This window comes from Rhizobium sp. CB3090 (assembly GCF_029714285.1).
Lineage (GTDB): Bacteria > Pseudomonadota > Alphaproteobacteria > Rhizobiales > Rhizobiaceae > Rhizobium.
Map to the genome: position 1 here is coordinate 372,258 of NZ_CP121664.1, position 22,345 is coordinate 394,602.

The following is a 22,345-nucleotide window of genomic DNA, read 5'->3' on the forward strand; positions in this document are numbered from 1 at the left end:
CGCTCGCAGTGACGGCAAACAACTGGCCCCCTGTCAGCTACTAACGAAAAATTGATTGACCTCAAATAGCCTTTTCTGGCTATTTCGCTCATGTCTTCTTCATCGGACGAAGCGATTTGACCTTTGAGCAAATTCGCCGCTCATGGCGCTATCAAGACGCGTATCAGTGTTTCGATGCGGTCCGTCTTTGCTCGGGGATTAACAGCGAGGCATGGCAATGGATGTAGCTTCCACAATATGGCGCTCGATCCAAGTTCCTTGCCGAGCAATCGCCCCAGCCAAATATCAAGTCCGCTTCCTCAATCACCGCCGGCGGATAGAGCCTGCCTTATGCCGCTCACCTTTCTGGCGAGGGGCCGCAAAGTATGAGAACCAAGGCGATGTCTCTCCCAGTCGTATGGCGACACTTTCGCTCCTACGAACAGCGGTACGATCCTGCTCGCCGTTCATCGCGGGGATCGAACATCCATTGCGCTAGATCGCGCTGCTGCGCTTTTGAAGGATGATATCATGCCCTCTACATGCTGCACGGCTCTATAACGGCTTCTGGTGCACGCGCGACCGCAGCCTGCTAAGTCAGCCTAGCGCCGATGCCGCCAAAGTGCGGATGTATGAATTGTTTGGAAACGACTTGCAAAGCGTGGGGCCTTCTTTCGGATATAACCTCCCACTCTACGTGTGGTGCGCGGAAGTCTTAAAGGATTTTTTAGCTCGCCGTGCGCCCCTACCGAACCTTCAGTTGGATCGGAGCCGTTATCAGGGGGAGATGTTGCTTATCGCAGCAGGGAACGATGTCATATTCTCTCCGGCGATGGGCAAAGCTATCGTTTCAGCCTATCCCAAAGCACGATTCTTATTGGTTCGAGGTGGCCACCGGCTGGATCTGATCACGGGTACCACCGTTCCGTTCGCCGAGCGTACTTTTTGCATGGCCTCCGCGCGCATGACACAACCGTGCTCCTGGACTTCCCCCGTCAGCCAGCCGGCGTTCGCCGGAGTGAAAGAGCAACGGAGCCGAGCGCATGTCTGGCGTGACCCGTTTGCCGAGCCAGCCGAATTTTCCAGCACGCTGTCGGTTCGACGGTCCTCGCAACTCCCACCGCCTTCATGAAAGCGGAGCGCAAGGAGTGGGGCAGTCGGTCCCGCTTCCCCTTCGGGCCACTTTGTTGAAGCTCCTGCGGCTGCTCCCGGTTCCGCTCCTTGCGCGTCGAGAATTCCCGAAATCCCGGCCTGCGGCCGGCGCTGTGCTGATTTCTCTGATACTCTCCATTTTTGCAGTATTGTGCCTGCCGACCACAAGTCGGGGTAGGCTTGTGACTGCTGCCCGCAACTGCCACATCTTGATTCTGCTCCATGCGGATTGAATGTGGTTGCGTAACCACGAAATTGGAGGCTCGCCATGACCGTCACCACGCTTTCAGGACGAGAACTCAATCAGGATCTTGGCCGCGCAAAGCGCGCCACCAAGGATGGGCCTGTGATCATCACCGAGAGGGGACGGCCTGCGCATGTTCTCCTGTCGTTCGACGAGTATAAGCAGCTTACGGGCAAAATGCGGACGCTCGGCGACATGCTGGCGCCGGCGGGGGCCGAAGACATCGATTTGCCGCTCCCGCAACGCACGGAACACACCCAACCGGTCGACCTGTCCTGATGCTATTGCTCGATACCAATGTCGTATCCGAACTGCGCAAGGTTGCAAGCGGCAAGGGTGATCCCAATGTCGCGGTCTGGAACGAAACCGTCGATCCTGCCGAGAACCTTCATTTCATCTGTCGTCCTGCACGAGCGGGAAATTGGCGTTCGGCTGGTGGAGCATAATGATCCGGCCGCATCCTACCTCTGGACGAGGCGGCGGCCGTCCAGGCGGCCCAATGGCATGTGCCCGATCCCAAACCGGTCAACGACGCCTATATCGCAGCGACAGCCTTCATCCGTCGCATGACGCTGGTCACACGCAACGTCAAAGATTTCGAGGGCATGAGAGTTGCACTCGTCAATCCGTGGAAGCATTCAATATAATCTTCCTAAGAATCCCACGGCGATCGCTCGTATGATCTGCGAACAACAATCATTGCATCGCGCTTGAGGATGGAAGCGGCGCGCTCGCATGCGCAGTTGAACATGTGAAAATCGCCTCCCCGCGCGCGGATGCATGGGAAGAAGATCAGCCAGGGCGAGATCGGCACGTGCGTTCCGCCGAGATCAGTTCAGATCTGCCGAGATGCGAACGGAATCTCGGCATGACCGCGAGCTTCCGATGGCCAAAGGCGATCGGACCTGCTGCTTCCCGCACGGCGGCATGACTGCGCTATTCCTTCTGTTATCCGAGATTAAAGTTTATGTTTAATAGCCTGGCTGAGGCGCTTTGCGCCCTCAACAAGAGTGGTGGGGTGGCCTGCGAAAGTTAGCCGCAGGAACGAGCCTTCTGGGTCCGCGGGAAACCATGCGCGACCGGCGCTGATGAAAACACCGTTCCGGGCCATATCCGCAGCGAGCGCGACATCGCAGACGTGATCCGGCAAGCGCAGCCAAAGGTGCATGCCTCCGGTCGGCACCTGAAACGTCACGCAATCCCCCGCTTCCTCGCGCAGCGCGCCGACGAGTATATCGCGCCGCTCGATTAGGGCAGCGCAGGCGGCCTTGAGATGACGCTTCCATCCTGGCGCGGAGACAACGGCCAAAGCCGCCGCTTGCAAGGGGCCGGCCACAAAGAAGTCTTGACTAGCGCGAGCCACCTTCAGCCGTGCCAGGGCCGCTCCTCGTGCCATGACGGCTGCGACCCTCAAGCCGGGTGCAGCCGATTTGGCAAGGGACCTAATATAAACAACGTGTCCATGGCGATCACCCGTCGCAAGCGGAGCCGGTGCATTGCCTGTCAGGTCGAGATCGCGCGCCCAGTCGTCCTCGATGATGAAGGCGCGCGCCTCTGCCGCGATGTCGAGGACGGCAGCTCGCCGCTCAATCGACGTCACGACGCCCGACGGATTGGAGAAGGTTGGTTGGCTGTAAAAGACCCGGGCCCCCGTCTGTTGGAAGGCGTCCTCCAGCAGTTCCGGTCGCACTCCGTTTTCGTCCATAGCTACGGGAATGACTTCAAGACCCGCCGCCCGGGCAGCCGAAATGGCGCCAGTATAGGTCGGGGTCTCCACAAGGATCGGACGTCCAGGCGGCACGAGTGCCCGTAGGGTCGCAGTGATCGCCGCCTGCCCGCCGTTGCATATGATGACGTCATGGGGCGAAAATACGGCGCCGTTTCCGATCTCGCGCGAGAACCACGCTCGCAATGACTGAAGACCCTCAATCGGCAGTCGATCCCAAAGATCGACACCACCTGCGGCTCGACGGAGCGCATGTGCCAGAAGGCCAGACGCCTGTAGATCGGGCGGCAGGTAGCCCATGTTCAAGATCAGGCCGTCGGCTGGTGGAAGTGTCAATGAAGCTTCAAAAAAACCACCGTCTTCACGCGCAGCTCCAAGTGCGACAGATTGCCAAGATAAGTCGACAACTTCGGAGGGACCCGCGGGCGTTTCGCGAACGAAGGTTCCTTGGCCTGGACGGGGCTCGATCAGGCCTTCGCTGACGAGTTGGGCAAATGCTCGCTCCACCGTCGCGGGACTGACATGGAATTCCTTCATAAGAGAACGCACGGAAGGCAGTCGCAGCCCGGGCTTTGCCGAGGCTATCTCCCTGCGCAGCGATTGTGTAACGGCCAATAGTCTGTTATCTACTTTCATGAGCAAGATAGATAACGCTACTGATCAAAAAAGGGAAACGCTTTCGCTTGTGACGCCTGTTACAGCCGAGACGAACCAGAGGCTGCTTGATTGGTTGCCGGCGAGCGTTCTAGTGCCCTATCTCATTACCGCCATTGCACTCGCTCTCGCTTATGGTTCAAGCTTTCTGCTTGTGGACGTTATGCGATCCGCAGGCTTTCAGGCATCTGCCGCCGGAGGCGTCGTTAGTGCAGGAACCATCGCGACCCTGGTCGGTGCCATTTTCGCGGGGCGGCTGGCGGAATATACAGGTATTTTGCCGCTCGTTGCCGTCTCTTCTCTTGTCATGGCGGCCGCAATGACCAGCTTTGCCCTGGTCGGAACTGGCGGTCTGGCGTTTGCCTATACCGGTGGCGTCCTGCTCGGTTTTGGTTGGGCGGTCTGTTACACGCTCGCCCCAATCCAACTCATTGATCGCCTCAAACCTTCCGCTCGCTTGGAAGCTCTCACTCTCCTTTCAGGATCCCAAATGCTCGGCATCGGCGGATCAGCTCCGCTGGGTCACTTCATTGCTGACCAGATCGGTGATCCCGGTGCCGCTTACGCATTTTATGCCGTCTTCTGCGTGGTGGCTGCGGTATTCGCCATGTTCGTACAGACGCGTTTGAAGCGCCAGCCGCAACTTTCCGCACGCGCCGTTGCTCTCTCCGTCCCAACGAGCCTGTCCATTTTACGTGGTAAAACGGTGTTGCCGGTGATCATGATGGGAATTGGTGCTTGTACATTCGCTGGTCTGTCCACGTTTCAAAGCATATATGCCGCATCGCGAGGACTTTCACCCAATGTCTTCTTTCTGACATTCACTGTCACGACGGTCGCATTGCGGTTTTCGCTCGCGTCGATGATCGGAAAATTGCCGCTCGGTCGCCTGGCGCTCGCTCTCTTCGTAACAACACTGATTGGGATCGGACTTCTGGTTTTGAACTCGGGAAGCGCGCTGCTGTATGTCGTCGCCAGCGTTCTCTTTGCCGTAGGCTACGGCCTCACCTATTCCACCTTGAACGCCATGGTGGTGAACCTTGCTGGCGATCGTGGCCTGTCGATCGCCGTCGCCTCCCAAGTCTTCGCGCTCGCTTATTTTGCGGGATCGTTCGGCTTCCCGTATTTCGGCGGCATATTAATTGCAGCTCATGGCATCGACGTTGCAATGCTCGTAATGGCAGGGCTGGTCGCTATCAACATCGCTATCATCAGCCAGACAGTTTGGAGGCCGATGTAGGAAACCGATCTCGTTATGATTTTCCCCCAATGCTCGATCGGTTACCGCGCTTAAAGGAAATTTTTTGACCATAGGAAAGATTCTATGGAAATTCTGGATCTCATCGGCATAGGCATCGGGCCCTTCAATCTTAGTCTTGCTGCACTGGCACATCCGACGCGCCTGCGCACGATTTTTTTCGAAAAGGAATGCAGCTTCGTTTGGCATCCGGGACTGCTGCTGCCAAATAGTCGCCTGCAGGTATCTCCGCTGAAGGACTGCGTGACGCTTGCAGATCCCACCAGTCCGTTTTCTTTCCTCAACTATCTTGCAACGCACGGACGACTTTACAGTTTCCTGAACCGGCGCGACGCAACGACGTCACGTAGTGAGTTCACAGACTATTTCCAGTGGGTTGCGCATCACTTGCCCAGCCTTCGGTTTGGCGAGGAAGTCACCGACATCGCCAAATTCGACAAGGGTTACCGCGTGACGACGAGTCGAGATGACTATCACGCACGCGCGGTTGCGATCGGGGTGGGTGTCGTTCCGAAAATCCCCGAATGCGCCAAACCCTGGCTGGGCGATAAGGTCTATCATGTGGCGAGCTATCTCCATCAGTCACCAATCGGTGTGGGTGAACGCGTAATGGTTGTCGGCGGCGGCCAGAGCGGTGCGGAGGTCGTCGAACACCTGTTGGGCAATCCCGATGTGCGCAAGATCATATGGGTGACATCACGGGCGAACCTGTTCACGAGGGATGACAGCGCTTTTGTCAACGTGGCGTACACGCCGTCTTACAGCCAGCGCTTTCATTCGCTGCCACTTCAGGAGCGTCGGGCTATCGTCGATGAAGAGTTGCTCACCAGCGACGGCATTTCAGCGGAATTGTGCAATCGCATCTATGAAATTATCTATCATCGCAGCGCGAGCGGCTATAGCGACGATATCATTCAGCTGCTGCCCGCAGTCGTTATGAAGGAGTTGTCTCCTCATCCACATGGTTGGCAAGCGCTGTTGGCCTCGCGTGGCGCCCCTTTGCGAACAGTAGAGGCCGATCGTATCGTTCTCGCCACCGGTTTTCAGCCTCGCTCGCTTCCGTTCATCGATCGCCTATTGGCTTCCGCCGCCATCGAAGATGGCCTGCCGGTCGTAGATGAAGATTACGCCGTTCAATTCAACGACAGTTCCCCAGGCCACGTGTATCTGCAGAACCGGACGCGCGTCCAAAGTGGCTTGCAGAGTGTGAATTTGTCACTCGTAGCGTACCGAAATAGTCGCATCGTCAATAGCCTGCTTGGGCGTGATCACTATGCGAACGTCCCAGATCGGCAGATCTTCGGGGGCTAGATTGATTACCATGCAAGATACAAGAGGATCGATCATTCTCCGCAAGAGCAATGCAGCTCGCCGAACAGCAACGTGCACAAGGATAAACGGGCGACATTTCCATGATCCTGCAAACTGCCTGGCCCGACCGGTGCAGCTTTGTCAGGCAGATCAATTCTGATGAGGAGACTTACCCATGTTAACTGCAGCACAAAAAGCAACATGGCATAAAACTGGATACGTCAAGTTAGAGGAATTTTTCGACCAGGAAAATCGTGAACGTCTCTCAACTCTCGTCGAAGATATTTCGCGCTGGGACATAAGTGACGACAAATGGTTGATGTGGTTCGAGAAAACGACGGACAACAGAAAGATAATTTCCAAGGTCGAGAACTTCCTTGAATTTAATGCCCCTCTGCGTGATCTGATGCTGGCTGATCACCGGATCAAGTCCATCGTCGAGTCCTTGCTGGAGGAAGATGCCCGGATGCTCAAAGAGCTGTTGATCTTCAAATATCCCGACAGTGGCGGCTATCGCCCGCATCAGGACATCTACCATGTCCCACATAAGCTGCCGGACCGGATGGTGCATGCGATTGTTGCAATCGGCATCGACGATTCCGGCCCGGACAACGGAGGCCTTTTCTTCAGCCCTGCAAATCATAAGAAGGGTGTATTCCCGATGGATGCCGGCGGCGTGATTTACCCCGACATCGCGGAAACGTTCGCCTGGGAGCCGGTATCATGGAAGGCCGGCGACATTTTCATCTTTGACGATTATGCGCCTCATTATTCAAAACCTAATAAAAGTGAAAATTCGCGAAGGGTAATTTACCTGGTGTTCCAGCGCGCCTCCACCGGAGGGCCAACGCGGGCCGAGTACAACAAACTCAAACGCGCCTACAACCCTCCCGAGGGCAAGGTCTCCGACATCGACGAACTCAAGCCCCCGAACGGCATTTTCTATCGCGAGTGAAGCACCGGATGAGAGGCAGACATGTATACGAAACAGATCGACGGCTCAATCATGCGCCCGGAGTATGGCGTTCTGGTCTGCCGATTGCTTGAACATCTGCCGCAGACGGTCGCAACGGGCTTCGGCACATCGATTGTGGAGGTGGTGGCGAACGGTGCAGTCGATCTTCATTCGCACCCAGAGCATGAACTTTGGGTGTTGATCTCGGGCAGTGGCGTGTTCGAGGCCGACGGCGAAACCACGGAGGTCAGTGGGAACACGCTGCTCTACATAGGGCCACACCAAAGGCACGCTATCAAAAACAGCGACCCTGAAACCAGTCTAAAGTTCCTTTCGATATGGTGGGATTGACTTGAGCGCAAAGCAACAAACTTATTTTGCCTGCTCTGCGCCCCCATGCCCGAACGGAAAGCTGCATCTTGGGCATATTGGAGGGGTGTACCTGCTGACAGACGTGTTCGTACGCTACCAGCGTATGGTAGGCAATACTGCCTACCACGTAACAGGTGCGGATGAACATGGCACTTACACGCTGTTGAAAGCCCGCAAGCTTGGCAGGCCGGTTGATGACGTTGCACAAATGCACATTGACGAAATCCTGCATTGTCTGCGGGTAGTGGATATTGAGCCGGACGTATTTGTCAGGACTTCCAGCGAAGATCACAAAGAGCGGAGTCTCGCGATTTACGATCAACTAAGAGCCTCAGGTAACATCGAGCTGCGGGACGGAGAGCAGTTGTATTGCGAGACGTGCGGAGAGTTCGCAGCAGACTCACTTGCGATCGGACGGTGCCCGGCTTGCAATGCGGAAACAGATAGTAACCTTTGCGAAGTTTGTGGCCTCGCGCTGCAGCACAATCTACTACACAATCCTATCCACACCGCATGCGGCTGCAGCCTTATTTTGCGCCCGATCCGCCAGGTGCATTTTAACCTCAAGAAATTTGCTCCAGCGCTTGATGACGCCATTGAGACCAGCAGATGGCCGGAGACCATAAAATGCAAAGAACACGACTGGTTACGGACAAAATTGCGGTCATTGCCAATGTCGCGGCATTTCGATCGTGGTGTGACTTTGAGCTCCCCGCCAGATGTGGCAGGTCAAACTCTACTGACGTGGTTTGAAGGATTGTGGTGCTACGAGACTGGAATCGAACGCATCTGCAAGCAAAATGGTGCAGATCTTGACGGCATTATGCGTGAGCCGGATACGAAACTCGTATTTTTCATGGGTCAGGATAACCGATTTTATTATACGATCGGCGTCACTGCTGGTTTGTTCGCGCGTGGTTACGCAATTCCAGACAATCATGCGATCCAGGACTTTTATAAACTCGAAAGCGCAAAATTTTCGACTGGCCGCGACCATGCTTTGTGGGCTGACGAGGTGGTTGCAGACATCGATACGAACGTGCTGCGCTACTACCTAGCCAGCATTGCAAAGCCATTTGGCAGAAACGACAACAATTTTCTGATCGAGGGGCTGGTTCAGGCGGCGGTGCGCATTGATGCTTTCGAAACGGCTTTGCGCCGACACGCTGGATATAACGAGACGTTGGGGGTCGACAAACTCACGCGCGAGCAGAACCATAATGCTAAACGGTATTGCGAAGCCATGGAGGACACGCGCGTTTGGGATGCTCTAAATGCTTTAAACGCTTTTTTCGACGCTGCGAGTTTTTCAAGGACAGGTACCTTGGTCAGCGCAACGGAAATTTCGGTATTCCTGAGCCTTCTTTATCCTGTGACGCCTACACTTGCGGCTCGCTATGGTGCTTGCTTTTTCGGAACCGGATGGCGACCCGGGTTCTATGACGACCCTATCCAGCCAAGTTCAGGCTCACGGAAACCGATTGATTTTGCCCGATTTGCACACCCGGTTCCCGCCGCCTTTATTGCAGCTTACGAAAAACGATTCAGGCAACCACAGCCGGAGGCGTGACTTTGATCCTGTCTATCGCAGCGAGATCTGCACGGCGTTTTGACAGAGTCGAGTATTCAACTGCGCGCCGCGCACGGGGCATTAGGTAACCTTCTTATGCAGCGTTCGGCCGATCCTCCGGCAATTCCTCGATCACCGTACCCTCTTTGGACCGGATCTGGCGCCGCGGCGCGATCGGGTTGGGAACGTGCTCGTGCGATGAGTGCTTTGTTAACGAGATCGATTTGTCATCGTTCCATAGCCCAAGGTGGCGACTAAACTTCTCATTTGCTACCTTTTAGCCGCAATAGCGTGGCATCGGAAAATTGGCAATCTCAGCGATGACACCGAAAAAGACATCAGCTCGCGAGTATCCACGCGCCTGATGTCATTCGCACCATGGATCGACGACGACCACGCCGGTACCATCGAAATCTTGAACATTCCGTGTGACCACAGTTAAACCGTGAGCCAGCGCGGTCGCCGCTATCAAGGCATCGGCTTCGTTGCGGCGATCTGGGATATGTAAGTGGGCACAACGCGTTGCTATCGCGTCATCTATTGACAGAACTCGCTCTGCGAACTCAGGGCGGACACGGCTGTCCATCCATGCCCGCAGGCGAGAACCTTGGGAAACGTCTCGTCGCTGGATGCTTAATATCCCGCGCTCAAGTTCCAAAATCGTAATCGCGGAAATGAATAGGTCGTTGGAGTTTTGAGCACCGACCCACTTCGTCACATTCGGATCAGCTTTACCGTCTCCGACTTTACGCAGCTCGGAGACGACGTTTGTATCCAGCAGATACTTCAAGACAGATCGACTCCGCGAGGTGCAATTTCGGCTCGGGGTGGATCGAAATCGATGGCTGACAAACCGGGCATTGAAAGAGCATCGACAAGATTGCGGCGCTTGCCGGTCAAGCGCTCGAACTCGCTGTAGGTCATCAACACATGGGACGGCTTCCCGCGATCCGTGATAACCACGGGCCCTTTATTGGCAGCCTTCTTTGCCCTACTCACGTCGTGATTCAACTCCCGGCTAGATAAACTCGTGATGCCCATAGCAGCCTCCATGTAGGAACATGCCTACATATAGGATATTGTTTGCTGCGAGGCAATGCCCGCCTTGAACCACTTAGTTTGAACCGACCGGCCCAGATTTTAAATGCCCCAGTCTGCCTGGGAGTGTGTGATCATTTCCGCTTTCACTTGTCTCGGCGTCGGATTGGGAACATAAGGTTGTCGTAGTTCGGGATGCTGCCCCGTTAACTCAAATGAAAGTCAAAGGATCGGCGTTTGCGTCGAGCAATCTTGTCGTGTCCGGCAGTAGGGGCGTATAAGACGCTATGACGTCTGATTCAAAGATTTTTGTCGGCCTAAGACCGACGCGGAAGAAACCGGCTGAACATCGCGAAACAAGTGGCCCGAGATGCCAATGGGACGGGTGCGACAACCAAGGCATGCATCGCGCTCCCGTAGGAGCAGATGCTGAGGGGCTGTATTTGCTGTTTTGCCGTAGCCACGCAAAAGAGTACAGCGAGGGCTACAATTATGTGACGAAACTGTCGAACCCTGTCACCGCCCGCTACCAGAGAGAAGCGGCAAGTGGCAGCCGTCCTAGCTGGGGCGTTAGAGTCAATCACTCTTCTGAAACGCCCCTCCCCTCCTCAATTCGCTCCGGGACCGCGAAAACGATCAATGCAAGAAAAAACGCTATACAAAGGCAAGCGGCGAAAGCGGTCGTTCAATCCCGCAAACTTAAGGTGCTGGAAGCACAAGCATTCGAAACTCTCGGTCTTTCACCGAGCGCAACGCCGGATGAAATTAGAAGCCGTTACAAGCAGAGGCTCAAGATGCACCATCCCGACGCAAACGATGGAGACCGCACATCGGAGGAGGCACTTCGGGCGACGATTGACGCCCATAGAATCCTGAAGCTCAATGGCTTCTGTTAGGTGCGATACCCACTGGAGCGCCTTGAGGGGATATGAACCGGCAACGCCTAACTCAGACGGTTTAAGTACTTGAAAAGGCCGACTTCGGGGCATAACAGCTATTTATGGAACTTGCCCCTCGGTCGGGAATGCCGGAATGGCACATCAGCCCATGCGTTCGGAGGCGTGGCTTCCGGGGCTGGCGGGGAAGACGACGGTGCGGTTGGCGTCGAGGAAGGTGCGGAAGTGGATATGCGCATGGATGGCGCGGGCCAGCACCTGGCTTTCGACATCGCGGCCGATCGAGACATAATCCTCGGCCGACTGCGCATGCGTGATGCGGACCGTGTCCTGCTCGATGATCGGACCTTCGTCGAGATCGCCGGTGACGTAATGTGCCGTCGCCCCGATCAGCTTGACGCCGCGCTCATAGGCCTGCTTGTACGGGTTGGCGCCTTTGAAGCTCGGCAGGAAGGAATGGTGGATGTTGATGATCTTGCCCGACATCTTCTTGCACATGGCGTCCGACAGCACCTGCATGTAGCGGGCCAGCACGATCAGTTCGGTGCCTGTCTGCTCGACGAGGTCCAGCAGTTGCGCTTCGGCCTGCGGCTTGTTGTCCTTCGTCACCTTGATGTGGTGGAAGGGGATGTCGTGGTTGACGACCACCTTCTGGTAGTCGAAATGGTTGGAGACGACGCCGACGATGTCGATCGGCAGCGCGCCGATCTTCCAGCGGTACAGCAGGTCGTTGAGGCAATGGCCGAAGCGCGACACCATCAAGAGCACCTTCAGGCGCTCGCTGCCGTCATGCACTTCCGCATCCATGCCGAACCTCTCGTAGATCGGCTTGAAGCCTTCCTTGATCTCCGCAAGGGTGGCGCCCTCTTCGGAAATGAAGCTGACGCGCATGAAAAACTTACCGCTATCGAGGTCGTCGAACTGCGAACTGTCGATAATGTTGCAACCCTTTTCGGCGAGATAGGTCGAAATCGCCGCCACGACGCCGCGCGTCGACTTGCAGGTTACCGTCAGCGTATAATTTTTCATGTTTCACCAGTTGAGATGAAGGTTCGGCTTTGCAAAGACGAAGCCCCGAAGGGCAGGAAGAGACAGAGCAGCGTCGCGCCGGTTCGACGCCGGCTACGAAGATCCAACAGCAGGCAATCCCAGGTGACGCTCGAGCATAGTCTTGTCGGAGGCAAGCTCGGCAGATTGTTCATCGAGGACGATCTTTCCCTGGTCGAGAACGACGACACGCTCGGCAAAGGTTAGAGCAAGGGAAATGTGCTGTTCGACCAGCACGATCGTATGACCGCGCGCGGAAAGTTCTCGGAAAACCGCCATCAGCATTTCGCAAATGACCGGCGCCAATCCCTCGAGCGGCTCGTCAAGCAGAATTATCTCGGGCCTGCCAAGCAGTGCCCGAGCGATCGACAGCATCTGCTGCTCGCCGCCGGACAATTGCCGCCCGCCATTGTGTCGGCGCTCCTTCAACCGGGGAAAAAGGTCATAGGCCTCCTTCAGGCTTGCGCCGTTGCGGAGCCCGGCAATCAGGTTTTCCTCGACCGAAAGCGAAGGAAAAATGTCGCGTGTCTGCGGAACGATGCCGATGCCCAATCCGGCCCTTGCGTGAGCCGGTAGAGCGTTTAGCACCTGACCTTTGAAATGTACGGTCCCGGCATGTTGGCGCGTCTGACCCATGATCGTCGAAAGCGTCGTGGTCTTTCCAACGCCGTTTCGTCCGATGATCGCGAGGCGCTCGCCCTTGGAGACGCAAAGCGACATATCGCGGATGATGTGGGTCTCGCCATACCCGGCGACCACGCCCCTCAATTCCAGGAAAGGATCACGCATGGGCGCCACCCAGATACAGCTCCTGGACACGTCGATCCGCCGTCACCTCTTCCGGCCTTCCTTCCATCAAAACGGCTCCGTTCACAAGCACGATGATTCGATTGGCAACCTCGAAAACCAGTTGCATGTCGTGCTCGATGATTAGCACGGAGAGGTCCGGCGGCAGACGCTTGATAGCTTCGACGATCAGATGGCTTTCCGTGGAGGGAACGCCCGCAGCCGGTTCATCAAGGATGAGTATCTTCGGTTTGAGGGCCAATGTCAGCGCCAGTTCGACAAGCCGCTGTTGTCCGTAAGCCAGGCTTCGCACCTGGCGGTCAGCCAGCGGCGTCAGCCTGAAATCGATCAGAAGCTCACAGATCTCTGCCTCGATCTCCTGTCTGCGATCCGCGCTGCAGAAAATCCTGGACGTCAGCCGCTCCCGTTCGAGCATGGGCAAGCGCAGATTTTCCCGGACGGTTAGATCCTTGAAGAGATTGGTAATTTGAAAGGTCTTGGCGATGCCGGCGCGCACGCGCGCCGCCTCGGACATTCCGGCAATGTCATGACCGTCGAGCAAGATCGACCCCGAGCTGGGCTGGAGAACGCCGGTTATCAGATTTGCGAAAGTTGTCTTGCCGGCGCCGTTGGGACCAATGAGCGCCGTCCTCGACCCGGGCGGCAAAGTGACCGTAACGTCGCGGGCCACCTGCAGCCCGCCGAAACTTTTGCACAAGCCGCTGATTGCCAATCCTTGCGTCATCAGTCCCTCCTCCCGAAGGTGCGGATGAGGCGGTCAGGCAGCGAAATTAGTCCCTGTGGTAGCGCGAACACCACGATCAGGAGCATCGCACCGATGACGAACAACCAATTGAACGGATCAATGCTGGCTGCCACGTGATGGACGACCATGAATATCAAGGTGCCGATGATCGCGCCGTAAAGCCGCCCGGCGCCGCCGAGGATCAACATCACCATGACGTCGGCGGAAAGAGAGAAATTGAATACCTCGATACCAACAAGTCCTGTAACCTGAGCCGCAAGCGCCCCAGCCATTCCTGCGATCGCGCCTGCCAAGACATAGACCGTGACCTTGCGGCGATAGACAGGTGTGCCCATTGCGCGCATCCGGCTTGAGCTCCCCTTTATTCCCCGAAGCGCAAGCCCGAATGGGGAGCCGACAACGAGGCGACAAAACAGCAAGACGCCAAACAAAATACAGACGCTGTAGATGAAGGCGACCTGGCCGACGAAATCGAACTCGAACCGCCCGAAGATCGGAGAAACGGTTATCCCCGCCAAGCCATCTGCGCCGCCTGTCAGCCACCGAGCCTTCGAGGCGGCCTCCTGAAGAACCATGGCAACTGCGATCGAGATCATCAGGAGGGTCATGCCATTGGTGCGCATGAGAACAAGACCCGACAACCAGGCGATCAGCGCGCCGGCCAAAGCGCCGACGAGAAGCCCAACCAGCGGATCGGAAGAGATATGCAATGCGACGAGGCCGGCGGCATATGCGCCGCATCCGTACATCGCCGCGTGCCCCAGGGTCGCAACGCCCGCATATCCGAGGACGAGATCGAACGACAGGACGAACACCATCATGATCACGATGCGCGTCAACAGCGCGAGATCATAGGGAAACAAGAAGAAGGCTGCACAGGCTGCGAGAACGACGATGACCATCGGCCAGATCGAACCGACGGAAAACGCACGAATAAGGGCGGAAGGTCGGCGTGCTAGCTCGGTCATTGGGCCCTCCCCATCAGGCCGTTAGGGCGCAGAGCAAGCACTGCGATAATCGCGAGAAAGAAGAATATGGTGCCGACATCGGGCAGCATGTAGCGGCCGAACGTATCCAGGACGCCGAGCCCAAGAGCGGCGCAAAAGGATCCAAGCACGCTTCCAAGGCCGCCCACCGCTACGACGATGAGAAACAGGACCATGTAGCGCAGCGGGTAGTAAGCTTCGATCGGCAGTAATTCCGCACCCAAGATGCCGCCCAGCGCGGCAAGGCCGGCACCGAGACCGAAAGCGATCAGATAAATTCGCGAGGTATTGATCCCGAGCGAGCCTGCGGCGTTCTTGTTGTCGACGGCTGCGCGAAGGTAAATGCCGAACCGGGTTTTTTCAATCAGCAGCCAGAGACCCGCCAGGACGAAGATGCCGGCGGCAATGACGACGACACGATGGAATGGGAGAGTTCTGAAACCGAGGTCAACAGGTGCGGCGAACAGGTCGGGGCTGCGGATCGGAAGAATCGTCGAGCCAAGGAACACGTTTACGGTGGCAATTATCAGGAAGACGATCCCGACGGTTGCCAGCACCTGCCCCAACTCGTCAAATCCGTAGATATGGCGATAAAGCACCCGCTCCATCGGCGGGGCGATGATTACGACAACGAGCACCGCAGCCATCGAAGCTGAGAGGAAAGACATTCCAAATGACATCGTCAGCACATGCGCGAGCGCACCGCCCATCAGCGCAAATCCGCCATGTGCCAGATTGATGACACGCATCAGGCCCATCGTAATCGAAAGACCGACGGAAATCATGAACAGGATCATTCCATATGACACGCCGTCGACGAGGATGCTCAATAGGACCGACATTCACGAAGCCTTCGACAAAACAGGAGCGGCCTTGGCGTGGTGGCACCGCCTCCACGCCAATCACATCATTGATCGAATCCGAGATCCGGCACATTCGGGATCGTTTCGAACTCACGGTTCACCAAATGACCGTCCGGTGCGCGTTCGACGCGTCTGAGATAGACGTTCTGCACCACGTGCCGCGAGGCCGGATCGATCTTGACCGGTCCCCTGGGACTTTCCCACTGCATTCCCTTTGCGGCTTCAAGCGCCTTTGCCCCGTCAGAACCGGCGGCCTCGATCATTTTATAGATCAGATGGACCCCGTCATATGCGCCGACGGATGCCATGTTGGCGCGCGAACCCGGATGGAGTTCATTCAGTTTTGCAATGAAGCTTTTATTGAGGGGAGAGTCGTGGGCGTCGGAGTAATGATAGGATGTCACCAACCCGATCGCCTGATCGCCGAGGGCGTCGATTGTCGTTTCATCGGTTTCGCCAGTCCCATAGAAGGCGATCCCTGCGGCCTTGAGCCCATTTTCGTTGTACGCCTTTGTGAATGCGAAGGTCGCGGGTCCTGCCGGCAGGAACGTGAAGACCGCATCGGCGCCGGAATCCTTGATCCGCTGCATGAATGGCGCAAAATCCGTTGTCTGCAGCGGCATCCTGATGTGCTCGACGATCTTCCCGCCGTTCTTCTCAAACGCCTTGGAGAAGGCGGTCTCGGCATCAATGCCGGGGTTATAGTCGGAAACAGCGGTTACGACCTTCTTGGCACCGTTCTTGGCCGCCCATTCACCTTCCGGCTGCGAGATCTGCCACAAAGTGAAGCTCGTTCGTAGGAAGTATTCCGACTGCTTGTTGATCGAGGATGTGCCGGCGTTGAAGATCACGGCAGGCACCTTCGCCTGCTTGATCAGCGGCGCGACTGCGATCGCGTTGGGCGTGAAATCAAAGCCAGCGAGATATTTGACGCCGTCGCGGACCAGAAGCTCTTGGGCCGCGGCCTTGCTTGCATCGGCGTTCGGGCCGCCAACGTCCTTGTAGATGAACTCCACCTTGTGGCCCGCAATTTCGTCCCCGTGTTCTGCCACGTAAACATCGATAGCTTCCCGAAACTGCTTTCCCCAGATCGCATTCGGACCCGAAAAGGTCGCGATCACGCCCACTTTGATCGTGTCGGCGAACGCGGCATTGCTCCACACACCGGTTGCGGCGGTCAGCGCCGCAAAAAGCGTCCATTTGATGAACTTCATCGTTGCTCCTCCCCACCGGCAAAGCGGCCGGCACGCATCTTGGCGCGCGATGCGCCAAGGATCTCCTCCAACAAGATGTTAGTACGGAATCCGTACTATTTGTCAATCGCCGCCGACCAGTAGGTCTCAGTCGTTGCGACACAAAGCCTCCGAGTGATGCGCCCCGACGAGAAGCGCTGCATCCTCTCAGGGACATTCAAATATGGTCATACATCCTGACCAAAAGAGAGGATCTTGGACTTAACCGCCGTTGCGGTAGCGCAGGATCCAGTTCGCCGTCTTCGCTATCCCCCCGAACGGATAAAGATGAAGCCGCACGTCGCCGTAACCGGGACTAGCCAATGCTTCGGCATACTCGTCGACCAGACCGTCCGGCCCGGCGCTCGTCAGAAGTTGGGTGAGAGAAACGCCGTATTTCCGCAAGACCGTCGTCGAAGCCGAAACACCGCAGAGGGCGGCGAACCGCAAAAGCGTCTTCACGCTGGCCGGGCCCGGGATCCCCACCTGGATCGGGACGTCGATACCGCCGCGGCGAATTTTCGAAATCCAAGTTAGAATCGGTTCGCAGGAAAAGCTGAACTGGGTAGTAATAGACCACTCGAGCCGTGCCTTTTCCAGGATTGCGCGCTTTTCCGCCAGTGCGGCATCCAGCATGCGGCTGTCTTGGAGGCGGTGACCCTCCGGGTGACCGGCGACCGATACGTGCTTGATGCCAAACCGTTGCAGGACCCGGCTTCGAAGGATCGAAGCGCTGTCATGGTAAGGCCCCTTGGGTGGATCGGCGTCGCCCGCAAGAACGAGAACCCTCGTGACCCGCCCGTGCTCCGACCAGCCCGCCATCAGATTGTGCAACTCGGCCTCGGACCCCAATCGCCGGGCGGCGATATGCGGCATGGGTTCGTATCCGGCGTCGCGTATCGATTTCGCAGCAGCAATGCGAGCAGAGTGCTGCTCGGTCGCCAGAAACGGCAGGTACACGATCGTCCCCGTCGGGATTTCGCGCGCCATGCTCCCGAGCTGCGCGGCATCTTTTGTGGTGACCTCGAGTGAAAATCGATCGAGGACATCGATATTCCTGCCTTGGCACGACACTGCATTTGACGTCATCGACATGACCCCTGCCCGTTCACCAGCCGGTAGACGGGACTCGCCGTTGCATGAGGTTTGGATACGAAGGTGAGGCTGGGCAGACCAGCTCACCTCGCTTTGTGAAAACCGCCTTAAGCGATCGCCGCCCGTTTCAGCTTTTGAACGAAACTGGCATAGGGAACCGGCGCGACAGTCGCCCGCACCTGAAATTGCGCGTGTCGTTCGACGTGCGGTTTTCGCGATCCGCCGCCGGGCTCCCCCCAAAGCAGCACCACCTCGGTTCCAGGCGTGGTGCTTTGCGCATCGAGCATCGCAAGAGAAAGCATCGCCCCCTCGTTGTTGCTGTATCCGCAGTGGCACGAATGACCGACGAGCTGGCCATCCGCACCGCGCACTTCATCGAACTGCGGCCAGCCATAATAGGCAACCGGAAAATCAAGCGCCTTGTAGCGAGGACCTTCGCCAAACTGCGAGGCGAAGATTGCCGAGATATCGTCTGGATTCCAGACGAGCGTGACCTTGTTTCGGCGCTTCTCGGCCGGGAAACGCTCCAAGGCTTCGCGTCCGATGAAATTATGGTCGAACTTCAGGATGTGGCCGTAGCCGAGATCCCAGGGCGTGACATAATAGTCCTCGATGTTGCCGGAGAGGAAGCTGCCGCCCAGCTGCGCATTCGCCTCCCAGCCGTTCCCCGAGAGCCATTCTCGGTAATCCCGCAACTCCTCCCCGGTATAGATTCCCGGCAGGGGGTAAGGCATCCAGCCGAATTCGAAGATGGTGCTGAAATAGGTCTTCGTGCCGCCCTGCTTGAGACCGTACTTCTCGCCCGCAGCAAGAAAAGCCGACCGGACCTTGTCCATGTCCTCGTAGGGACCAGACAGCTCGGCGCCTAGATGACCTGCCATCCCGTGCCGAAGAACGAGAACGTCGCAACCGGCTATTTTGACCTTTGCCGTGCGAAAGAACGCGATTTCCGGCGCACCGCCCTCGACCACGTCGTGGAAAATCTGGCCGGCGCTGGGTCCTTCGAGCTGAAAGCGGTAAAACCACCTTTTGCCCTTCGGGTTGTAGGGGGTCGGATCGTCGCGCTCGATCGTGACATTGTAGTTGCCGCGTTCAGCATTGTACTGAACCCAATTCAAGACGGGCATGCCGCTGATGAGCTCGAAGGTTTCTTCCCCCAGACGGTAAACGACGCAATCGCCGATCACGTGACCGCGAGGCGTGCAAGCGACGAACTGCTTTGCCCGATCGGTCGTGAAATTGGCCAGGCTGTTGATACCGACCCGCTCGAGCAGCTTTAGCGCGTCCGGCCCCTTGAGCATCAATTCCGGCATGTGATGCGACTGATCGAACAGAATGGCGGTTTCACGCCAAGCCCGCTGCTCATCACGCCAGTTGGTGAACTCCGGAGGGATGAACGCAGCAGTCAGGCCGGTGCGAGCCCTATAGTGGGGCGCAAGAGTGTCGTTATGGAAATAATCGACGAGATCAGACTTTTCGTCGACAAGATTCTGCAGCGATTTGCCGCCATTCGCCTTCACCATGATGCGAGTTTCCTCCCCCGCCCGTTAAAAACTTCCGTAACAACAAATCTGCCGAACGTTCTTCGGCACGACCGTCACTCGGCACTCCACACCGCCGACAGCGCGCTAACGCCATGACTCGTACACTCTGTTGCTGTAGGTTTTAGCCAAACGCCGCCCGATTCCTCCTCCGCCGAAGGTGCTATCTTGCCAACACACTTTAGTTCGGATACCTGACCATATAATCGTGTTTTGACGGCTGTCAACAAGTTTGACGGAGGACTGGAAAAATGTGGCGACATCCCCTTATCGTTCCGCGAAATCGCCTTTTGCTAAGGGCGGGCGCGGGCTAGGAAGAGAACATGATTTTACGGAACGCATGGCGGCGCAACAATATCGGTCGCCGCATGAATGAAGCGGTCAGGCTCTTTGAGAGCCGCATCGTCGATCATCTAAGGGAAAACGGGCACAACGAACTTACCGCTGCCCACATCAACCTCACGAGAAATCTCGACGAGGATGGCACTCGCCTCACTGAACTTGCAAGACGAGCCTCGCTCACAAAGCAGTCGATGAGCGAGCTGGTCGACCAGGTCGAACAAACTGGACTTATCGAGAAGCGACGGGATCCGACCGATGGCCGGGCCAAGCTCGTCTGCTTTACGGAAACCGGCATGGAATGGCTCGAGGCCTTTCATCAGAGCCTCGAAGTAGCGGAAAAGGAGATGCGGCAACAATTGGGCCCGGCGCTGGTCGATCTGTTGATCGAGGCTCTCGGGAAATACGTCGATGGTCAGGAGCATGGCGAAGCGCAGGACTAGTCGAACCATTTAGTCTGGTTTCCATACTAAATCTTGGTGGCTACCCGCGGATCTGGAGGCTATTGCCAAAGCCGGTGACGCTCAGGTCGAATGCGGCAAGGCCTACAGCGAGGCCGCCAGGTGAAGGATGTTCAAGTTGATCAGTCTATTGCTGGGCGGCGCTCGCAAGACCCGGCCAATAATGGCCCTCCGGCGTCGGCCGCTTTCCGAAAATCGCCTGGCCGACGCGAATGATGGTCGCACCTTCTCCGATTGCCTCCTCGAAGTCGCCGGTCATGCCCATGGAAAGGCCGGCGATGCCGAGGTGGTATTTTGATGCCTCGTCCCGAAGACGCCGTAGCAAAGCGAAGCATGGCCGCACCCTGGCCATTTCGGAGCTGAACAATGCCAGGGTCATCAGACCTTTGGGCCTGAGACGAGAAAACTGCTCGAGGGCGTCCAGGAAGGGCAGGAGCGCGTGCGGCTCGAGGCCAAACTTGCTGTCCTCCCCGGAAGTGTTGATCTGCACATAGACATCGAGAAAACGGCCTTCACGCTCAAGTCGTCTATTGAGAAGATCGGCCAGCCGGAGGCTGTCAAGGGCATGGAACTCGCGAGCAAAAGTCGTGAGGTATTTGACTTTGTTGGTTTGTAGATGCCCTACGATCGTCCACTCGATGGCCAGATCGTCAAGCGCGTCCCGCTTTGCCATCGCTTCCTGAATTTTGTTTTCGCCGAACGAGCGGATGCCGGCTTCGAAAGCATATCGCAAGATATGAGCCGGGACCGTCTTTGTGATGGGGAGCAGTCGCACGGAGCCGCGATCGCGCCCGCTTCGGGCACACGCACGGGCAATCCGCTCCTCGACCGCCGCCAGATTGGTGGAGATGGTCGCGAGCGGATCGGGGCCGAAGCGTTCGACGTCCTCAACAGAAAGCGGCTCATGATTGCTACTCATTGTGCCGGCCTTTACCCTCCGGTCGTCATGTAGCCAGCAGCTTCGATGACTGCACCCCGAAGCAATGCGAGGCCAGCGCTCGCGAAAAACAGGGCAAGAACGCCGTCGATCCAGCGTTGCGCACCTGTGTAGAATCTCGATATCGGCGGGTAGGAAAAAACGATCGCGTATCCGCCGAAGATTGCAACCGACAGCACGGCGCATCCGAAGAGAATGACGAAAGGCATGTAGGAGGGTGCGCCCGGCTGAAGGCCCAGTGAGATTGTCGCGACCCATGCCATGATCGCCTTGGGGTTAGCTACATGGATCAGGACACCTCGGCGATAAAGCTTCCCGAGATCCGCGCGCGAGGATGGCGTTTCAGTGGGGCTCCCCAGATCCTTACCCGTAACGGCCGACCGAGCGGCACCGGCCGCTAGGTACAGGAGATAACACCCACCGATGAACTGAATGATCGTCAATGCTTGTGGATAGGCAAGCAGCAGTGCCGCCAACCCGGTCGATGCCAGAACGGCCCACGTCCATGAGATGGAAACGACCCCGGCAGCGAGCGCCAACGCCGCCGCGCGGCCGCCTCTCATCGCCGTATTCATGATCGCCAAGTTGCTCGGGCCGGGGCTTGATGCACCGAGGACGTAAGCCATATAGGCGATCATCACGGAATGCACAGGCGATATGTCCACGGGTCAAAACCTCAGTGTCATGGCGAAAGCGCCTTTGTCTGTCACCATTATCGCCAAACTGGACGATTGACGATGTCCAGATAGCAGAATTCCAACTGGGCCAGTTCGGATATGGCGAAGGCTTCCACGAGCCTATTTCAATGCAACGTAGGTTTCCGGGTCTAATGCGGAAGCACGCACTGCAACATGTGTCCCACTGACCTCAGCCACCATTCTCTGCAGTTCTCCGCATAGACCGAGAATGACCTCTCGCGACCGATCGGGCTTGGGAAGGATGCTCAATTCCACATTGATTGGCGGTTGACCGTTGATCGCGATGACCGGCAGGATTGCGAACTGGCAAGCGGATCTATCGACCTTCAACTGCCGGCACAGCATGTCGCGGATTGGCGAGAGCGCCTCACGCAAAGCGCTTCGGCATTCGTCAGGCAAACTATCGTCCAGGAAAATCTTTAAGTTGGGCATGTCTGTT

At 57.0% G+C, this 22,345-nt stretch carries 22 protein-coding genes and 2 pseudogenes; 10 read left to right on the plus strand and 14 right to left on the minus strand.

All coding sequences use genetic code 11. The annotated features are described in order from the left end of the window. Window positions 1-426: 426 nt before the first annotated feature. The 3 genes and pseudogenes from QA646_RS28570 to QA646_RS28580 form a co-directional block, all read left to right on the plus strand. Window positions 427-574, plus strand: a pseudogene (locus QA646_RS28570) (argininosuccinate synthase); the annotation flags it as partial. Between the two features lie 825 nt (window positions 575-1,399). Next, window positions 1,400-1,654, plus strand: coding sequence for a type II toxin-antitoxin system Phd/YefM family antitoxin (locus tag QA646_RS28575; protein ID WP_283060652.1), 255 nt, complete (start codon window positions 1,400-1,402; stop codon window positions 1,652-1,654). Beyond that, window positions 1,654-2,022, plus strand: a pseudogene (locus tag QA646_RS28580) (type II toxin-antitoxin system VapC family toxin). Before QA646_RS28575 ends, QA646_RS28580 begins: the two are co-directional and overlap by 1 nt. A gap of 311 nt (window positions 2,023-2,333) precedes the next feature. Here the strand turns inward: QA646_RS28580 and QA646_RS28585 are convergent. Continuing rightward, complete coding sequence (locus QA646_RS28585) at window positions 2,334-3,737, minus strand: PLP-dependent aminotransferase family protein (protein ID WP_283060653.1); 1,404 nt, start codon at window positions 3,735-3,737, stop codon at window positions 2,334-2,336. Between QA646_RS28585 and QA646_RS28590 the strand changes: the two genes are divergently transcribed. The 5 genes from QA646_RS28590 (at window position 3,736) to QA646_RS28610 (ending at window position 9,221) form a co-directional block, all read left to right on the plus strand. Further along, window positions 3,736-4,995, plus strand: a complete 1,260-nt coding sequence (locus QA646_RS28590; protein ID WP_283060654.1) for an MFS transporter — start codon at window positions 3,736-3,738, stop codon at window positions 4,993-4,995. The genes QA646_RS28585 and QA646_RS28590 overlap by 2 nt on opposite strands. Window positions 4,996-5,079: 84 nt before the next feature. Next, entirely contained in the window at window positions 5,080-6,324 is a 1,245-nt protein-coding gene (locus QA646_RS28595) for a SidA/IucD/PvdA family monooxygenase (protein WP_283060656.1), read from the plus strand. A gap of 175 nt (window positions 6,325-6,499) precedes the next feature. After that, the gene (locus QA646_RS28600; protein WP_283060657.1) at window positions 6,500-7,279 is read left to right on the plus strand and encodes a phytanoyl-CoA dioxygenase family protein; all 780 of its coding nucleotides are present in this window, start codon (window positions 6,500-6,502) and stop codon (window positions 7,277-7,279) included. Between the two features lie 21 nt (window positions 7,280-7,300). Beyond that, on the plus strand, window positions 7,301-7,630 hold the full coding sequence (locus tag QA646_RS28605) for a cupin domain-containing protein (protein ID WP_283060659.1): 330 nt from the start codon (window positions 7,301-7,303) through the stop codon (window positions 7,628-7,630). A gap of 1 nt (window position 7,631) precedes the next feature. Next, window positions 7,632-9,221 (plus strand): class I tRNA ligase family protein, encoded by a 1,590-nt coding sequence (locus tag QA646_RS28610; protein WP_283060660.1) that lies wholly within the window; start codon window positions 7,632-7,634, stop codon window positions 9,219-9,221. A gap of 367 nt (window positions 9,222-9,588) precedes the next feature. On the opposite strand, the gene QA646_RS28615 is transcribed toward QA646_RS28610, so the two are convergent. Beyond that, complete coding sequence (locus tag QA646_RS28615; RefSeq protein ID WP_283060661.1) at window positions 9,589-10,011, minus strand: type II toxin-antitoxin system VapC family toxin; 423 nt, start codon at window positions 10,009-10,011, stop codon at window positions 9,589-9,591. Beyond that, window positions 10,008-10,262, minus strand: a complete 255-nt coding sequence (locus QA646_RS28620) for a type II toxin-antitoxin system Phd/YefM family antitoxin (RefSeq protein WP_283060663.1) — start codon at window positions 10,260-10,262, stop codon at window positions 10,008-10,010. The genes QA646_RS28615 and QA646_RS28620 overlap by 4 nt, the downstream gene beginning before the upstream one ends. A gap of 284 nt (window positions 10,263-10,546) precedes the next feature. On the opposite strand from QA646_RS28620, the gene QA646_RS28625 reads away from it, so the two are divergent. Further along, entirely contained in the window at window positions 10,547-11,155 is a 609-nt protein-coding gene (locus tag QA646_RS28625) for a DnaJ domain-containing protein (RefSeq protein WP_283060664.1), read from the plus strand. Between the two features lie 144 nt (window positions 11,156-11,299). Here QA646_RS28625 and purU read toward each other — a convergent pair whose 3' ends face one another. The 8 genes from purU to QA646_RS28665 all read right to left on the minus strand — a co-directional run bounded on the left by purU (window position 11,300) and on the right by QA646_RS28665 (window position 19,453). Beyond that, window positions 11,300-12,184, minus strand: coding sequence for a formyltetrahydrofolate deformylase (purU, locus tag QA646_RS28630; RefSeq protein ID WP_283060666.1), 885 nt, complete (start codon window positions 12,182-12,184; stop codon window positions 11,300-11,302). 93 nt (window positions 12,185-12,277) lie between these two features. Continuing rightward, a complete protein-coding gene (locus QA646_RS28635) occupies window positions 12,278-12,991 on the minus strand; it encodes an ABC transporter ATP-binding protein (RefSeq protein WP_283060668.1) in 714 nt (237 codons plus the stop codon). Next, window positions 12,984-13,733 (minus strand): ABC transporter ATP-binding protein, encoded by a 750-nt coding sequence (locus tag QA646_RS28640; protein ID WP_283060670.1) that lies wholly within the window; start codon window positions 13,731-13,733, stop codon window positions 12,984-12,986. The genes QA646_RS28635 and QA646_RS28640 overlap by 8 nt, the downstream gene beginning before the upstream one ends. Beyond that, entirely contained in the window at window positions 13,733-14,722 is a 990-nt protein-coding gene (locus QA646_RS28645) for a branched-chain amino acid ABC transporter permease (protein WP_283060671.1), read from the minus strand. The genes QA646_RS28640 and QA646_RS28645 overlap by 1 nt, the downstream gene beginning before the upstream one ends. Next, window positions 14,719-15,582, minus strand: coding sequence for a branched-chain amino acid ABC transporter permease (locus QA646_RS28650; RefSeq protein ID WP_283060672.1), 864 nt, complete (start codon window positions 15,580-15,582; stop codon window positions 14,719-14,721). The genes QA646_RS28645 and QA646_RS28650 overlap by 4 nt, the downstream gene beginning before the upstream one ends. 65 nt (window positions 15,583-15,647) lie before the next feature. Further along, window positions 15,648-16,817: an ABC transporter substrate-binding protein gene (locus QA646_RS28655; RefSeq protein WP_283060674.1), complete on the minus strand. Its 1,170-nt coding sequence runs from the start codon at window positions 16,815-16,817 to the stop codon at window positions 15,648-15,650. A gap of 240 nt (window positions 16,818-17,057) precedes the next feature. Beyond that, entirely contained in the window at window positions 17,058-17,930 is an 873-nt protein-coding gene (locus QA646_RS28660) for a methylenetetrahydrofolate reductase (protein WP_283060676.1), read from the minus strand. Window positions 17,931-18,037: 107 nt separating this feature from the next. Continuing rightward, window positions 18,038-19,453, minus strand: a complete 1,416-nt coding sequence (locus QA646_RS28665; RefSeq protein WP_283060677.1) for an aminomethyl transferase family protein — start codon at window positions 19,451-19,453, stop codon at window positions 18,038-18,040. A gap of 386 nt (window positions 19,454-19,839) precedes the next feature. Here QA646_RS28665 and QA646_RS28670 point away from each other — a divergent pair, with 386 nt between their 5' ends. After that, window positions 19,840-20,253, plus strand: coding sequence for a MarR family transcriptional regulator (locus QA646_RS28670; protein ID WP_283061034.1), 414 nt, complete (start codon window positions 19,840-19,842; stop codon window positions 20,251-20,253). 145 nt (window positions 20,254-20,398) lie between these two features. On the opposite strand, the gene QA646_RS28675 is transcribed toward QA646_RS28670, so the two are convergent. The 3 genes from QA646_RS28675 to QA646_RS28685 all read right to left on the minus strand — a co-directional run bounded on the left by QA646_RS28675 (window position 20,399) and on the right by QA646_RS28685 (window position 22,338). Continuing rightward, window positions 20,399-21,190 (minus strand): YggS family pyridoxal phosphate-dependent enzyme, encoded by a 792-nt coding sequence (locus tag QA646_RS28675; RefSeq protein ID WP_283060679.1) that lies wholly within the window; start codon window positions 21,188-21,190, stop codon window positions 20,399-20,401. 11 nt (window positions 21,191-21,201) lie between these two features. After that, window positions 21,202-21,858 (minus strand): LysE family translocator, encoded by a 657-nt coding sequence (locus QA646_RS28680; protein WP_283061035.1) that lies wholly within the window; start codon window positions 21,856-21,858, stop codon window positions 21,202-21,204. Between the two features lie 147 nt (window positions 21,859-22,005). Beyond that, window positions 22,006-22,338 carry a hypothetical protein gene (locus QA646_RS28685; RefSeq protein WP_283060680.1) on the minus strand — a complete coding sequence of 111 codons (333 nt, stop codon included), beginning with the start codon at window positions 22,336-22,338 and terminating at the stop codon, window positions 22,006-22,008. Between the last annotated feature and the right edge of the window lie 7 nt (window positions 22,339-22,345).